We start from the raw sequence: 16,161 nt of genomic DNA on the forward strand, positions 1-16,161 counted from the left end.
CGCGATTTTGCGACAGATGACGATGACTTCTTCAGATATGGCCAGACCCGCAAGCGCAGCAACTGCAGCGCAGCCGGTTTCGAATATGGAAAAGGACGGCGAAGAGCCTCAGCAGACCAAGCCGCGGGAAACTGCGGCGATCTGGACAAAACTGAAGCGCTTGCTGGGCCTGCAGCGCGGCGGCAATCTCCGCGAAAATCTTGAAGACGAACTTGCAAATGATAGCGGCACGGCAAGTTTCTCACCGGAAGAACGTTTGTTGCTGGGAAACATCCTACGCTTGCGGGAGCTTCGAATCGACGATGTCATGATCCCGCGTGCGAATATTGAGGCCGTCGACAGTTGCACATCGTTGGGCCGTGTACTCGATCTCTTCCGCGAAAGCGGGCATTCGCGCATGCCGGTCTATCATGAAACACTCGATGACCCGCGTGGAATGGTCCATATCAAGGACTTGATGGCTTACATTGCCGAGTGCGGTGGTCATTGCAAGCCGGATGCGCCGGGTGAGCCGGAACCTGTTGCTGAAGAGGATGACGAACAGGTTGATCCGCGTGGGCACAACAGCCGTGAGATCGACCTGGGAGCCGTCGATTTGTCGACAGGACTTCGAGACACCAACTTGGTGCGCGACCTTCTCTTTGTGCCTCCCTCCATGCCTGCCACGGACTTGATGGCCAAGATGCAGGCTGGTCGTATCCAGATGGCACTTGTGATCGACGAATATGGCGGAACGGATGGCCTCGTCTCACTCGAAGACCTCGTTGAAGAGGTTGTCGGTGATATTGAGGACGAGCATGACGAAGACGATGAAGTCATGATGGTTCCCGGCGAAGAGGGTGTTTGGGCTGCTGACCCGCGCTTGCCGCTGGAAGAATTGGACAAGGCGCTCGGCAGTAAAATCGCGACGGGTGAATTGACCGAAGATGTCGATACGCTTGGCGGGCTTTTGTATGTCACAGCAGGCCGTGTCCCGGTCCGCGGCGAGTTGCTCTATGTGGCTGAAGTTCCCGGTTATGAGTTTGAAATTCTCGACGCGGATCCAAGACGGATCAAGCGCTTGCGCATCCGCCGTCGTCGGGCAGAGGCTCGGACAGTGGACCTACGTCGACGGTTGAAACGACCAGAGGGAACTCAGTCTGCTGAGCCTTCGGATCAAGCAAATTCTGGTACAGATCCAAAGCCTGCAGAAATTACTGACAAGTAAATCGGGTTTTTCCAGTTCTTACGATGGGAAAGGCTGCGAGTTGCCTTGACCTTGTAGGAGGGTTCGACAACTCTCGAAGGCAGCAAATCATCTTCGGGATGTCATGACCCTGAATTCCCTGTCCGCACCTTTGATCGCCGTCTCGAACGCATGCCTTTTGGCATGGGGGGTCAAACGGTTTGCACTCACCTTGTTTTTTGGAGCGCTGGCTGCTGCTTCTTTGCCGCCCTTGAACTGGTTCTGGGTGTTGCCAATCAGTTTTTCCGGGCTTGTCTGGCTTTTGGATGGAGCTTTGTCGAAGCAGACGCTCACACGCAGAGGGCGCTTCTGGCGTGGGTTCAAGCTCGGCTGGGTGTTTGGTTTTGCCTACTTCCTGGCGGGCCTTTGGTGGATCGGTTCAGCCTTTCTTGTCGAAGCAGATCGCTTCGCCTGGATGCTGCCATTTGCCGTTTTGGCAATGCCGACCGGCCTTGCGCTTTTTGTTGCTCTGGGAACAGCGGTTGCTGCACTTTTGTGGAGTGAGGGCTGGGGACGTATTTTTGCACTTGCAGTCGGCTTGGCACTGTTTGAGTGGCTTCGTGGACATATTCTCACAGGATTTCCATGGAATTCCTTTGGATACGGAGTGTCTGGAAGTCTACTGCTGAGCCAAACCGCAAGCCTTGTGGGCATTTATGGGCTTGGGTTTCTGACAGTTCTTATCGCATCCAGCCCCGCCATATTGACTGACCCGGTTCGAGCTGCCCGAAAATGGAAGCCACTCGTTGGCCTTGTCCTTCTTTTGGTGGCGGTAACCAGCTACGGCACATACCGTTTGTACATTCTGCCAGATCCAGAACCGTCTGACGTTGATGTACGAATTGTTCAGCCTGCCATCGACCAACGGGAGAAATGGCTTCCAGAAAACCGGGAACCTATCTTCAAGATGCTTTTGGAAATGTCGCAAAAACCGCTTGGCGGAAATGCGCGTGTCGGACAACAGCGAATTGTCGTCTGGCCTGAATCAGCAATCCCGTTCCTGTTGACCCGTGAGCCCGGCGCGTTGTTTCGGATATCACGAGTGTTGAATGACAAGACCACATTGGCGACCGGCGCAGTTCGCATGGAGGCGGTCGGTGACGAGGCGCAATATTTTAACAGTATCTATTTTATCGGCGGAAATGGAACGGTTTTGGAGGTCTATGACAAGGTCCACTTGGTGCCGTATGGGGAGTATTTGCCGCTCAAATCAATGCTTGAGCGTCTGGGCCTGAGCACGTTGGTGGATGCTCCCGAAGGGTTTCAGGCCGGCTATCGTCAGAGAGTATTGAACATTGAAGGATTGCCGCCGGTTATCCCTTTGATTTGTTATGAAACCATTTTCCCTGCCTATGGAAAAAGCGGCGAAGAGCAAGCGTCGTGGTTGTTGAATGTCACCAATGACGCGTGGTTCGGGAATACTCCAGGGCCGTATCAGCACTTTTCGCAAGCATCCATGCGGGCGATTGAGCAGGGCGTGCCAGTAATACGCGCGGCAAACACTGGTATTTCTGCGGTTGTAGACGCAAAGGGACGTGTGTTGACGTCGGTTGCATTATTCGACGTAGGGGTGTTGGATGAAAAAATCCCCGGTAAAATAGAAAAAACACCCTACGGAAGATACGGCGATAAGTTATTCGTATTTCTTATGGTTATTGGTTTGAGTTTTTCTGTCTTCGCAAAGTACAACCGAGGTTCGCGTAATAATTGATAAATTTGCTTTGGTATTGTGCGAATGTTGTGATACAACCTGACGATCGCTCAGGTGAGGCGACTGAAATGAGCCGGTAGCGGATTGTTGGGGCATATCCGTCGCGGGCCAGCGAATGTGGGAATCGCAGGGTTCACCGGTTTGAGGAGACCACAAGGGCGCGGAGGCGCCTGGAACAAGAAAGTAAATGCGATATGCCCAGTAAAAAGGCTCCAAATCCCATAGACGTGCATGTTGGAAGCCGTGTACGACTTCGCCGCATGATGCTCGGAATGAGCCAGGAAAAGCTCGGCGAAAGCCTTGGAATTACTTTCCAGCAGATCCAGAAATATGAAAAAGGCACAAACCGTATCGGCGCGAGCCGTTTGCAGCACATTGCTACGATTCTGAAGGTTCCGGTTGCCTTTTTCTTTGAAGATGCTCCTGGTACGCCTGAAGAAGCCGAGGGCTTTGGCGAAGCGCAGCCAACATCCTATGTCGTGGATTTTCTGTCCTCGTCCGAAGGCCTTTCCCTGAACAAGGCATTTGTCAGAATTGACGATCCGAAAGTCCGTCGCCGGATCGTGGATCTCGTCAGGTCTCTTGCGGGTGATGAGCTCTAATTTATCACTTTGGGTTGACGAACGTCCAATCTTCTAAGATTGATGCACGAGAAGCGGCGTATGAAAGCGCCGCTTCTCCTATATTCATTCCCAGAAGGACGTTTGCCAATGGCTCGTCAAGAGTATCTTTTTACTTCCGAATCGGTCTCTGAAGGCCACCCGGACAAGGTGTGCGACCGCATTTCCGATGCGGTTGTGGATGCCTTTCTGTCCGAAATGCCGGATGCGCGTGTTGCATGTGAAACGCTTGCCACAACAAACCGGGTTGTCATAGCCGGTGAAACTCGTGGCCCGGCCACAGTTACCCATGATCTGATTGCTCACCTTGCCCGCATGGCCATCAAGGACATTGGTTATGCGCAGGAGGGTTTTCACTGGGAAAATTGTGATGTTGCCGTTCATCTTCATGCTCAGTCAGCTCACATTGCTCAAGGTGTTGATGCATCCGGTGGCAAGGATGAAGGGGCTGGCGATCAGGGCATTATGTTCGGATACGCCTGCCGTGAGACGCCGGAATTAATGCCGGCTCCGATTCTGTATTCCCACAAAATCCTTCAACTGCTTGCTGAAGCACGTAAATCCGGCAAGGAGCCGGTTTTGGGTCCGGACGCAAAGAGTCAGGTTACAGTTCGTTATGCAGGCGGCAAGCCCGTTGAGGTGACGTCCGTTGTTCTGTCCACCCAGCATCTCGACGAAAACATGTCGTCCGATGATGTGCGAAAGGTTGTCGAGCCCTATATCCGCACCGCTCTTCCAGATGGCATGCTGACAGATGAGACTGTCTGGCACATCAATCCGACCGGGACGTTTGTGATCGGTGGCCCGGATGGTGACTGTGGTCTGACAGGTCGCAAGATTATCGTTGATACCTATGGTGGTGCAGCTCCGCATGGCGGCGGTGCGTTCTCTGGTAAAGACCCGACAAAGGTTGACCGCTCTGCAGCTTATGCTGCCCGCTACCTTGCAAAGAATGTTGTTGCGGCCGACCTGGCGGATCGCTGCACGATCCAGCTTTCCTATGCAATTGGTGTGTCGGATCCGCTTTCTGTTTATGTCGATCTTCATGACACCGGGCGTTGTGACGTTGAGAAGCTGGAAAAAGGTTTGCGCGATGTGATGGGCCTCAGCCCGCGTGGCATTCGTGAACATCTTCAGCTAAACAACCCGATTTATGAGCGCACAGCCGCTTACGGACATTTCGGACGCCAGCCAGATGAGACAGGTGGTTTTACCTGGGAAAAAACAGATCTGGTTGACGCGCTGAAGACAATTGCGGGATAAGCCCCTCAACAAGGGCAACAGATGGGGAGCGCCGGCCTTTTGGCCGGCGTTCTGGTTTCAAGATGAACGACTATTACGACGGTTCTTTCTTTGGACGGCGAAAGGGCAAACCCCTTAGTCCACGGCGGACAGCATTGATGGATGATGGTCTGGCGCACTTGCGTGTTGATCTCACCAAACCCGCGCCGGAAGATTTGCGTGATTTGTTTGAGGCTCCCGTTCAGACCGTGTCTCTCGAGGTTGGATTTGGGGGCGGTGAGCATTTGCTTCACCGTGCCCGCGAAAATCCCTCAATCGGGTTTATCGGTGTGGAACCCTTTGTCACAAGCATGGCCAAGGTGGTGACTGCGGTCGTTGAGGAAGGGCTGAGCAACATCCGGCTTTATGACGATGATGCCATCAAATTACTGGACTGGATGCCTGAAGCATCAATTGATCTTGCGTATCAGCTCTACCCTGATCCTTGGCCAAAAAAGCGCCACTGGAAACGGCGATTTATCAATCACCAGAACCTTGATCGATATGCCCGCGTGATCAGGCCCGGCAGTGAATTCCGTTTTGCCAGCGACATAGACACCTATGTTGATTGGACCTTGCGTCATTGCCGTGACCACGCATCCTTCCAGTGGACTGCGCAATGTGCAGATGATTGGCGTGTGCCGTGGCAAGGTTGGCCGGGAACCCGTTATGAAGCAAAGGCTTTTCGGGAAGGGCGGGTGCCGCGATACCTGACGTTCCTCCGCAAGCTGTCCTCTGACTGACAAAGATAATTGCTCAAATCGGGCTCTTTCCGTGGTCAGCCCTTGCCTTTCTATCGAGTTTAGCTGTATACAGCCGTTGTTTCACCTCATCGGCTGTATCAGGCAGGTTGAGAGTGGGCCCGCAGGGGACCCGCTCTTTTTTGCTTAGTCAGATGAAAATCGGCGATTTGAAGCGCAGGACTGTGCCGTCGGAAACGGTTAGGTCAATTGAGAGCAGGAGCGGGTTTTTTGAGCGAACACGAAGCACGGATCGTTACAGAGCAAGGACTGGATGCCCGCGTTGCAGCCATCGTTGAGCCTGTGATCGAGGATCTGGGGTTTCGTCTGGTGCGCTCGAAAATCAGTGCGGCAAACGGCTGCACGCTGCAGATCATGGCTGAGCGTCCAGACGGGACGATGACTGTCGAGGATTGCGAAACCGTTAGTCGGGCTGTTTCTCCAGCTCTCGATGTGGATGATCCGATCAGCCGGGCTTATCACCTTGAGGTGTCGTCTCCCGGAATTGATCGACCGCTTGTTCGTGAGAGCGACTTCGTACGCTGGTCTGGTCACGAGGTGAAAATTGAAATGAGCGTCTTGCAGGAGGGGCGGAAACGATTTCGCGGCACACTCCTCGGCGCTGAAAACGGTGAGACGCAAATCAAGTTGCCAGACACGAAGTCCGGTGAAGTTGACGCAGTGTCGTTGCCGATTGGCGATATCGGTGAAGCTAAGCTGGTGTTGACCGACGATTTGATTACAGCCGCCCTGAAGGCGGAAAAAGCTGCATTGGCTGCCCGCGGTGCGGATGTTGGCGATGCAGGTTTTGAACAGGACAACGACCCGAATTGAGCGGCTCCGCTCGCTGAACAAATGGCAGATAGTGCGCCAAAGACTTGGACTACAAGCGGCGCCAGAGGAGTGAAATGAATGGCTATCAGCGCTAACCGGCTGGAATTGCTGCAAATTGCTGACGCAGTTGCACGGGAAAAGTCGATTGATCGCACCATCGTCATCTCGGCCATGGAAGATGCAATCCAAAAGGCTGCCCGTTCCCGCTACGGCACTGAGACCGAAGTTCGCGCCGAAATCAATCCAAAGACCGGCGATATCCGTCTGCAGCGTCTGCTGCAGGTCGTTGAGGTCGTCGAAAATGTCTCTACCGAAATCGCTGTTGAAGACGCGCGTCAGCGCAACCCGGAAGCCGCTCTTGGCGATTTCATTGCTGATCCGTTGCCGCCACTTGACTTTGGTCGGATCGCGGCGCAGTCCGCAAAGCAAGTCATCGTTCAAAAGGTGCGTGAAGCCGAACGTGACCGCCAGTACGACGAATACAAGGATCGCGTTGGCGAGGTTATCAACGGTGTTGTGAAGCGTGCAGAATACGGCAACGTGATTGTCGATCTGGGGCGCGCTGAGGCGATCGTGCGCCGGGACGAGTTGATCCCGCGTGAAATCTTCCGCACAGGAGATCGTATCCGCGCTTACATCCACGATGTTCGCCGCGAACAGCGCGGTCCGCAGATCTTTTTGTCACGGACCCATCCGCAGTTCATGGCCAAGCTGTTTACGTCCGAAGTGCCGGAAATTTATGATGGCGTCATCGAAATCCGCACAGTGGCCCGTGATCCGGGTTCCCGCGCAAAGATTGCCGTGATCTCCAAGGACAGCTCCATTGATCCGGTCGGTGCCTGCGTTGGTATGCGCGGTAGCCGTGTTCAGGCTGTTGTTGGTGAGCTGCAGGGCGAAAAGATCGACATCATTCCGTGGAATGAAGACCCGGCGACTTTCATCGTCAACGCGCTTCAGCCCGCTGAAGTTGCCAAGGTCGTTCTGGACGAAGATGCAGAACGGATCGAGGTTGTCGTTCCGGACGAGCAGTTGTCTCTTGCCATTGGCCGTCGCGGTCAAAACGTTCGTCTGGCCTCCCAGCTGACCGGCTGGGCCATCGACATTATGACCGAGCAAGAAGAATCCGATCGTCGTCAAAAAGAGTTCGTTGAGCGGTCTCAGCTCTTCATGGACGCTTTGAATGTTGACGAAATGGTTGGTCAGCTGCTTGCGACAGAAGGCTTCACCTCGGTTGAGGAAGTTGCCTATGTGGAGCTCGATGAGATCTCCATGATCGAAGGTTTCGATGACGAGACCGCGGAAGAAATTCAGGCGCGTGCCCGCGACTACCTGGAAGAACTGGAAGCCAAGCTGGACGCGGAGCGTCAAGAACTCGGTGTTTCTGATGATTTGCGGTCGATTGACGGTCTGACGCTGGCCATGATGGTGGCGCTCGGTAAGGACGACGTCAAGTCCATGGAAGACCTTGCTGGCTGCGCTGCAGACGACCTGGTTGGTTGGACGGAGCGCAAAGACGGTGAGACCAAACGGTATGAAGGTGCCTTGAGCGCGTTCGATCTTTCTCGCGCTGAAGCGGAAGCCATGGTAATGGCTGCACGTGTTGCTGCTGGCTGGATCACCGAAGAGGAACTTGCAGCGCAGAACGCAGAAGCTGAAGAGGTGTCCGAAGAGGACGCTGAGCATGCCGAGGGCGCTGATGAAGGCGTAAGCGAAGCAGTTGAAAAAGACGTGTCCATCGACACTGTCTTTAACAACTAAAATGGAACGAACGGCGAAGCGTGTCCGAACGACAGAGCAAGGAGCGCCATGCCGCGTAAGAATGAACCAACAGAGAGGCAATGTGCTGTCTCTCGCAAGGTTTTGCCAATTGACCTGCTGATCCGGTTCGTGCTCGACCCGGAAGGGCGGGTTGTCCCGGACCTGAAGCAAAAGCTTCCGGGGCGGGGCGTTTGGGTTACCGCAGCCGCTGAGGCTGTGGCGACCGCAGAAAAGGATCGGAAACGGGTTTTCGGCCGCGGCTTCAAATCAGAAGTACGCGTTGAGCCGGGTCTTGAGAAGCAGGTGGACACGTTGATGGAACGTGCAGCCCTGCAGGCGTTGTCAATAACGCGCAAGGCCGGTGAGCTGGTAACCGGATTTTCGAAAGTTGATGCCGCACTTCGGGCCGGACCTGTTGCAGGTCTGGTGCATGCCATTGAGGCCTCTGAAGACGGAGTTCGGAAGCTGGCGGCAGTGGCGGCGAGCGAGCAAGAGACCGCAAACGGGTGGGAAATCGTCCGTTTGTTCGATTCGACTCAATTGGATTTGGCATTGGGTCGGTCAAATGTGATACATGCTGCACTGCTTGCAGGTTCAGCCAGCGAAAACTTCCTGTCGCGTGTTCGCGAATTGGAGGCTTTCCGGTCGAACACGGCACTGGAAGAGACAAGCAACGCAGCCGACGAGGTTGCGCAGGACTGAAGGCAATATGAGCGATACGAAGAACCCAGGTGACAAGACAATCAGCGTAGAGCGCAAAACGCTCGGCCTCAAGAAAGGTGGCGGTGGCGATCAGGGAACGGTTCGCCAATCCTTCTCGCATGGCCGAACCAAGGCCGTGGTGGTCGAAAAGAAGAAGCGCCGCGTGGTTGTGCCGGGTCAGGAGCAAAAAGCTGAGCCGACAACCCAGCGCCTCGAGCGGAGCAACGAAATTCCGCGCAAACCGGCAGAACCGACCAAACCGACTGGTGGCGGCAATCGTCGCGGCCAAGGCAGTGGCAATCGCCAGCAAAAAGGCGGTGGCAATGTCCTTCGCACGCTGACGAAGGAAGAAGCGGCAGCGCGCGCGGCAGCTCTCAAATTTGCGCAAAAGCGCGAAGAAGAAGACAAGGTTCGCCGCGAGGAAGAAGCCAAGAAGCGCGCCGCCGAAGAAGCCAAGCGTAAGGTCGAGGAAGAAGCGCGCCTGAAGGCGGAAGCTGAAGAGCGGGCCCAACGCGAAGCGGAAGAGGCCAAGGCTGCGGCTGAGCGGGCTGAGGAAGAGGCGAAGGCACCACCTGCGCCAGCTACAGAAGCTCCTGCAGAAGAAGCAGCACCTGCAAAAGCTGAGAAGCAGAAGCCAGCTGTTATTCGTCAGCAACAAGGCGCGCGCAATGGCAACAAGCCGCCGCGCATCGAACGTCCTGCTCCGGCAAAGGCTCCGTCCGAAGACAAGCCTGCGGCAGCCAAGGCGGGCGCGAACAAACCGGCAGCACGCAAGGGCGATGACGATGAGGCAAAGGGTGGTCTTCGCGCTGTGAAGCGTCAGAAGCCTGCTCCAACACCAAGCCGTCCGCGTGGCGGCGACGACCGCCGTCGCTCCAAGCTGACCATTTCCAAGGCAACGGGTGGGGAAGAACAGAGGTCACGCTCTCTGGCTTCCATGCGCCGTCGTCAGCAAAAAGCGAAACGCGGCCAACAGCAGGTCGTTCGTGAGAAGATTTCCCGTGAAGTGACACTTCCTGAGGCCATTACCATTCAGGAGCTGGCCAACCGGATGGCAGAACGGGCGGTGGATGTGATCAAGCTTCTCATGAAGCAGGGTCAGATGCTCAAGATCAACGACGTGATCGACGCCGATACGGCTGAACTGATCGCCGAAGAGATGGGCCATACAGTCAAGCGGGTATCTGAAGCCGATGTCGAGGAAGGCCTCTTCTCTGTTGAAGATGAAGCCGGTACCCTCAAGCCGCGTCCTCCGGTCGTGACCATCATGGGTCACGTTGACCACGGTAAGACCTCGTTGCTGGATGCCATCCGCAAGTCCAAGGTTGTGACAGGTGAAGCTGGCGGCATTACCCAGCACATCGGCGCCTATCAGGTTGAGCAAGACGGCAACAAGATTACTTTCATCGATACTCCGGGCCACGCAGCCTTCTCGCAAATGCGGGCACGCGGTGCCAAGGCAACCGATATCGTGATCGTTGTTGTGGCAGCCGATGATGGTGTTATGCCGCAGACCAAGGAAGCCATTGCACACGCAAAGGCCGCCGATGCTCCGATCATTGTGGCGATTAACAAGGTCGACAAGCCGGGCGCTGACGCGAACCGTGTTCGGACAGAGCTTCTTTCCGAAGAGCTGGTCGTTGAAGGCATGGGCGGTGATGTTATCGACGTTGAGGTCTCTGCAAAGGCCGGGACAAACCTCGACAAGCTGCTGGAAATGATCCTGCTGCAGACTGAAGTTCTTGAGCTTCAGGCCAACCCTGACCGCACTGCAGAAGGTGTGGTCGTGGAAGCACAGCTTGACCGCGGCCGCGGACCGGTTGCAACGGTTCTAGTTCAAAAAGGCACCTTGAAACCGGGCGACATTGTCGTTGCCGGCAGTGCCTGGGGCCGTGTGCGCGCCATGCTTGATGAAAACGGCAAGCAGGTGAAAGAAGCAGATCCGTCCAAGCCGGTTGAAGTGCTTGGCTTCCAAAGCACACCGGAAGCCGGTGATCTGGTGGCGGTTGTCGAAAACGAAGCTCGCGCTCGTGAAATCACCGATTATCGCTTGCGTCAGATCCGCGAGAAGGCCTCTGTGGTTGCCTCTGGTGCACGTGGTTCGCTCGAGCAGATGATGAACCGTCTGCAGGAAACCGGCCGCAAGGAGTTCCCGCTGGTTCTGAAGGCGGACGTGCAGGGGTCGGCGGAAGCCATCACCCATGCTCTGAATGAGCTTGGAACCGATGAAGTAGGCGCGCGTATCCTGATCTCAGGTGTTGGCGGTATCACGGAAAGCGATGTGACGCTGGCGACGGCGTCCAAGGCTCCGATCCTCGGCTTTAACGTCCGTGCCAACAAACAGGCACGTGAGGCTGCGAGCCGTGAAGGCATCGAGATCCGCTACTACAACGTGATCTACGATTTGGTGGATGACATCAAGGCGGCCATGTCCGGCCTCCTGTCCCCAGAACGCCGCGAAACATTCCTCGGCAACGCCGAGATCAAGGAAATCTTCCACATTTCCAAGGTCGGCAAGGTTGCAGGTTGTTTGGTCACCGAAGGTGTCGTCGAGCGTGGTGCTCAGGTTCGTCTCATTCGCGACGACGTGGTTATCCACGAAGGCGAGCTGGGTACGCTCAAGCGCTTCAAGGACGAGGTCAAGTCTGTCGAATCCGGTCAGGAATGCGGCATGAACTTCACCCGCTACCAAGACATGCGGCCGGGTGACATCATCGAGTGTTTCCGCGTCGAGCATATCAAACGCTCGCTCTGATCGTCAGACGTAACAAAAACATCTGTGCGCCGACGGGATCTATCCGGGTCTCGTCGGCGCGCTGCATTCGGTGGCAGGCATTAGGCTTGGCCGAGTTTACAGGATTAGACCAATGGCAAAGCATCACGGACATGGTGCAAAGGGGCCGTCCCAGCGCCAATTGCGTGTGGGCGAAACCGTCCGCAAGGAACTCTCTGACATTTTGACCCGGGGCGAATTTCAAGATCCAGCCCTTGAGGGTGCGATTATCACCGTGCCTGAAGTGCGCATGACGCCGGACCTGCGTCTTGCAACCTGTCTGGTCATGCCTCTCGGTGGAGGCGATGGTGAAAAAGTGGCAGCCGCTCTGAACAAGAGCGCAAAGTACCTGCGCGGTCAGGTCTCCCGGCGGTTGACCATGAAATATATGCCGGACCTTCGGTTCGTGCTTGATACCCGTTTTGATGACGATGACCGGATCGGTTCTTTGCTGCAGTCAGGCACTGTGGCACGCGATCTCGATGCCCCCGGCGAAGAAGACTGACAGGCGTTCCAAACATGTCGCGGCAAAGACAAAAGAAAAAACACCGCAACACGATCAACGGTTGGCTGGTGCTCGATAAGCCTTATGGCATCACGTCGAATGATGCACTCGGCAAGCTGAAGCGCATCCTGCACCCGCAGAAAGTGGGCCATGCAGGAACTCTGGACCCGCGTGCGACGGGCTGCCTTCCAATTGCCTTTGGTGAAGCCACCAAAACAGTGCCGTTCGTTATGGATGGCCGCAAAGTCTATCGGTTCGAGGTGACGTGGGGCGCTGAAACCAACACAGATGACACCGAAGGCGAAGTTGTAGCAACGTCAGAGAACCGTCCATCTGCTGAAGACATTGAGGCTGTCTTGGACGAATTCACTGGTACGGTCATGCAGGTGCCGCCGGCCTTTTCCGCGATCAAGGTCGATGGAGCACGGGCCTATGATCTTGCTCGCGAAGGTGAAGTCGTCGAGCTGGAAGCGCGTCCGATTGACGTACACCGTCTATCACTGGTCGAGTGTCCGGATGAGAACCGCGCTGTCCTTGAAGCAGAATGTGGCAAGGGAACTTATGTCCGCGCGCTCGCGCGCGACATAGCCCGCCGTCTTGAAACTCGTGGTCATGTCACCGAGCTGAGGCGCCTGTTAGTTGGACCGTTCGGGGAAGACGATATGGTCGATCTTGAGGAGTTAGTCGAAGCGGCAAGCGAACTTGATGAAGGCGAGCCAATCGATGGTCTTGTCGAGGAGTTCATCTTACCCGTTCGCGATGCAATGGACGAGATCGAAGAGATCATTGTGTCTGAAGAAGACGCTGGCAAAATCCGCCGCGGTATGGCGGTTTTACTCCGCGGCCGTTCCGCTCCGCTGAACTGTGAAGTCTGCTTTGCAAGTCACGCTGGCATCCCAGTGGCTTTTGGTGCCGTTGAAAAGGGGCGTTTCCTACCAAGCCGTGTGTTTAATCTATGATGCGGCGCGAAAAGCGCTTTCCTTTTTCGCGGTTTTCGGTCATATTCCGCGCCCATTGGGCCTGAGGTCTGATCGTTCCATTCTCCCTTTGCTGACCGACATCTCGGCTCTGGATACGGAGTGGTACGGCTGCGCCAGCAGCGCTTTAAAAAACGTCGGGCTTGCCCGGCATCAAAACGAAAGGAAAAACGATGTCGATTACTGCAGAGCGTAAAGCTGAGCTCATCAAGGAATACGCCATCAAGGAAGGCGACACCGGTTCCCCGGAAGTACAAGTTGCTATCCTGACAGAGCGGATCAACAACCTTACAGAACACTTCAAGGGTCATGGCAAGGACAACCACTCCCGCCGCGGTCTCTTGAAAATGGTTGCATCGCGCCGCTCCCTTCTTGACTACGTCAAGGGCAAGAGCGAAGTGCGCTACAAGACCCTGATCACACGCCTCGGCGTACGTCGCTAATCGCGATTTTGATCTCTTGAGGTTTTGAACGCGGCAGGCGAAAGCTTGCCGCGTTTTTTCTTTTTCAACGCCGGGTTTCGCTCGCTTCAAGGGCTCATCGGTTCTGAGGAGCACAATCCGCAAACTTAATTGGCGTTTTGCAGGTTGTGACAAGACGGAACTGTTTCCAATTTCGCCACAAAACATCTATAGGAGGGGGCGTGACAGTCATGGGGCAGGATTGCCGGCCGCTTCGGCGTTGAAATTGGAAGCGGCTTGTCGTCTTGCCCGTGGCTTGTCCAATCGGTAACCGGCCCATCCGGGGCCGACCGATATATGTTGTCTGCGCCTTAGGTAACGAGATACGTGCGCAGACGGACGAAGCTGTAAGGAACAAATATGTTCGACATTCATCGTGTGGAAGTAGACTGGGGCGGGCGTCCGCTTGTCCTCGAAACTGGCAAGATTGCCCGTCAGGCTGACGGTGCAGTCATGGCGACCTATGGCGAGACCAAGGTCATGGCAACTGTTGTCTCCGCCAAGTCCCCGAAGCCGGGCCAGGACTTCTTCCCGCTTACTGTCAATTACCAGGAAAAGGCATTCGCCGCTGGTAAAATCCCGGGTGGCTACTTCAAGCGTGAAGGGCGCCCGAGCGAGCACGAAACACTCACATCTCGCCTGATCGACCGTCCGATCCGTCCCCTGTTCGCAGACGGGTACAAGAACGACACGCAGGTCATCCTGACCGTTCTGTCGCACGACATGGAAAACGCACCGGATATTCTGGCCATGGTTGCAGCGTCCGCTGCCCTGACCTTGTCCGGCGTCCCATTCATGGGCCCGATTGGTGGTGCCCGCGTTGGTTACATCAACGGCGAGTATGTCCTGAACCCGGCAGTTGACGACATGGAAGAATCTTCGCTGGATCTGGTTGTTGCCGGAACCTCCGAAGCCGTGCTGATGGTTGAATCCGAAGCCAAGGAACTGGACGAAGACACCATGCTTGGCGCGGTCGTGTTTGGTCAAAAAGGCTTCCAGCCTGTGATCGACGCCATCATCAAGCTGGCTGAAACAGCTGCAAAAGAGCCCCGCGAACTGGTGCTGCCGGATCATTCCGAGCTGTTTGGAACTATCAAGGGCATTGCCGAAGATGATCTTAAGGCAGCCTACAAGATCACGTCCAAGACCGAGCGCAAGAATGCGATTGATGCCGCCAAGGCAAAAGTCGTTGAAGCTGTGATCGAAAACGGCGGTGACGCGGCTCCTGAAGCAACAGTTGTTGGCGAACTCTTCAAGAAGCTCGAAGCGGAAATCGTCCGCGGTGCAATCCTCGACACGGGCACCCGTATCGATGGCCGCGATCTATCCACTGTTCGCGCGATTTCTTCCGAAGTTGGCATCTTGCCGCGCGCTCACGGCTCTGCGCTGTTCACTCGCGGTGAAACGCAAGGTCTGGTGGTTGCCACCCTCGGCACTGGCGAAGACGAGCAGTTCGTTGACCTACTGCAAGGCACCATGAAGGAACACTTCATGCTGCACTACAACTTCCCGCCTTACTCTGTCGGTGAAACCGGCCGCATGGGCTCTCCAGGACGCCGTGAAATCGGTCACGGCAAGCTGGCTTGGCGTGCTGTGCACCCGATGCTTCCGGCGCACCATGAGTTCCCGTACACATTGCGTGTTGTTTCGGAAATCACCGAGTCCAACGGTTCGTCGTCCATGGCAACTGTCTGTGGCACGTCATTGGCTCTCATGGACGCTGGCGTTCCGCTGAAGGCACCTGTTGCCGGTATCGCGATGGGACTCATCAAGGAAGGCGACCGTTTCGCAGTTCTGTCTGACATCCTTGGTGATGAAGATCACCTTGGCGACATGGACTTCAAGGTGGCAGGTTCCGAGAACGGCATCACGTCCTTGCAGATGGACATCAAGATCGACGGTATCACCGAAGAGATCATGAAGGTCGCGCTTGCACAGGCTAAGGATGGCCGTATCCACATCCTCGGCGAAATGGCAAATGCCATCACCGAAGCTCGCTCTGAGTTGGGTGAACACGCACCGCGCATCGAAATGCTGAAGATCCCGGTCGACAAGATCCGTGAAGTCATCGGTTCGGGTGGCAAGGTCATCCGCGAAATCGTTGAGAAAACGGGTGCGAAGGTCAACATCGAGGATGATGGCACCGTCAAGGTTGCCTCTTCCGATGGCAAGGCCATCAAGGCGGCGGTTAACTGGATTAACTCCATCGCGGCTGAGCCGGAAGTTGGCGTGATCTACGAAGGTACAGTCGTGAAGTGCGTTGATTTCGGCGCATTCGTGAACTTCTTCGGCGCACGCGATGGTCTGGTTCACATCTCCCAGCTGGCTCCGAAGAAGGTTGCCAAGGTTACCGACGTCGTCAAGGAAGGCGACAAGGTCTGGGTCAAGCTCATGGGCTTTGACGAGCGCGGCAAGGTTCGTCTCTCCATGAAGGTTGTTGACCAGGAGACCGGTAAGGAAATCGAGCGGGAAGAGAAGAAAGAAGACGCCTGATTTCAGGCCTTCTGAACTCTGACATTCGGCAGCGTCGCATTCACGTGCGGCGCTGTTTTTTGTTGCGCTTTATTGTTGATC

General features: G+C 55.6%; 13 protein-coding genes. All 13 read left to right on the plus strand.

Going from position 1 to position 16,161, the window contains the following annotated elements:
* Positions 1-16: 16 nt before the first annotated feature.
* The 13 genes from TRICHSKD4_RS05890 (at position 17) to pnp (ending at position 16,080) form a co-directional block, all read left to right on the plus strand.
* Complete coding sequence (locus tag TRICHSKD4_RS05890; RefSeq protein WP_371256680.1) at positions 17-1,207, plus strand: transporter associated domain-containing protein; 1,191 nt, start codon at positions 17-19, stop codon at positions 1,205-1,207.
* A 103-nt stretch (positions 1,208-1,310) separates the two neighbouring features.
* Positions 1,311-2,936, plus strand: coding sequence for an apolipoprotein N-acyltransferase (gene lnt, locus TRICHSKD4_RS05895; protein ID WP_009466550.1), 1,626 nt, complete (start codon positions 1,311-1,313; stop codon positions 2,934-2,936).
* Between the two features lie 194 nt (positions 2,937-3,130).
* Complete coding sequence (locus TRICHSKD4_RS05900; RefSeq protein WP_009466551.1) at positions 3,131-3,538, plus strand: helix-turn-helix domain-containing protein; 408 nt, start codon at positions 3,131-3,133, stop codon at positions 3,536-3,538.
* 108 nt (positions 3,539-3,646) lie between these two features.
* Positions 3,647-4,819 (plus strand): methionine adenosyltransferase, encoded by a 1,173-nt coding sequence (gene metK / locus TRICHSKD4_RS05905; protein WP_009466552.1) that lies wholly within the window; start codon positions 3,647-3,649, stop codon positions 4,817-4,819.
* A 62-nt stretch (positions 4,820-4,881) separates the two neighbouring features.
* Positions 4,882-5,580 (plus strand): tRNA (guanosine(46)-N(7))-methyltransferase TrmB, encoded by a 699-nt coding sequence (locus TRICHSKD4_RS05910; protein WP_009466553.1) that lies wholly within the window; start codon positions 4,882-4,884, stop codon positions 5,578-5,580.
* Between the two features lie 228 nt (positions 5,581-5,808).
* Positions 5,809-6,411 carry a ribosome maturation factor RimP gene (gene rimP / locus TRICHSKD4_RS05915; RefSeq protein WP_009466554.1) on the plus strand — a complete coding sequence of 201 codons (603 nt, stop codon included), beginning with the start codon at positions 5,809-5,811 and terminating at the stop codon, positions 6,409-6,411.
* A 78-nt stretch (positions 6,412-6,489) separates the two neighbouring features.
* A complete protein-coding gene (gene nusA / locus TRICHSKD4_RS05920; protein WP_009466555.1) occupies positions 6,490-8,169 on the plus strand; it encodes a transcription termination factor NusA in 1,680 nt (559 codons plus the stop codon).
* Positions 8,170-8,217: 48 nt separating this feature from the next.
* A complete protein-coding gene (locus tag TRICHSKD4_RS05925) occupies positions 8,218-8,871 on the plus strand; it encodes an RNA-binding protein (protein WP_009466556.1) in 654 nt (217 codons plus the stop codon).
* Between the two features lie 7 nt (positions 8,872-8,878).
* Positions 8,879-11,626 (plus strand): translation initiation factor IF-2, encoded by a 2,748-nt coding sequence (infB, locus tag TRICHSKD4_RS05930; RefSeq protein ID WP_009466557.1) that lies wholly within the window; start codon positions 8,879-8,881, stop codon positions 11,624-11,626.
* Positions 11,627-11,738: 112 nt separating this feature from the next.
* Positions 11,739-12,149 carry a 30S ribosome-binding factor RbfA gene (gene rbfA, locus TRICHSKD4_RS05935; RefSeq protein WP_009466558.1) on the plus strand — a complete coding sequence of 137 codons (411 nt, stop codon included), beginning with the start codon at positions 11,739-11,741 and terminating at the stop codon, positions 12,147-12,149.
* 14 nt (positions 12,150-12,163) lie between these two features.
* The gene (gene truB, locus TRICHSKD4_RS05940) at positions 12,164-13,108 is read left to right on the plus strand and encodes a tRNA pseudouridine(55) synthase TruB (protein ID WP_009466559.1); all 945 of its coding nucleotides are present in this window, start codon (positions 12,164-12,166) and stop codon (positions 13,106-13,108) included.
* A gap of 191 nt (positions 13,109-13,299) precedes the next feature.
* The gene (gene rpsO / locus TRICHSKD4_RS05945; RefSeq protein WP_009466561.1) at positions 13,300-13,569 is read left to right on the plus strand and encodes a 30S ribosomal protein S15; all 270 of its coding nucleotides are present in this window, start codon (positions 13,300-13,302) and stop codon (positions 13,567-13,569) included.
* Positions 13,570-13,947: 378 nt separating this feature from the next.
* On the plus strand, positions 13,948-16,080 hold the full coding sequence (pnp, locus tag TRICHSKD4_RS05950) for a polyribonucleotide nucleotidyltransferase (RefSeq protein ID WP_009466563.1): 2,133 nt from the start codon (positions 13,948-13,950) through the stop codon (positions 16,078-16,080).
* Positions 16,081-16,161 lie beyond the last annotated feature (81 nt).

It is taken from the genome of Roseibium sp. TrichSKD4, from assembly GCF_000148725.1.
Classification (GTDB): domain Bacteria; phylum Pseudomonadota; class Alphaproteobacteria; order Rhizobiales; family Stappiaceae; genus Roseibium.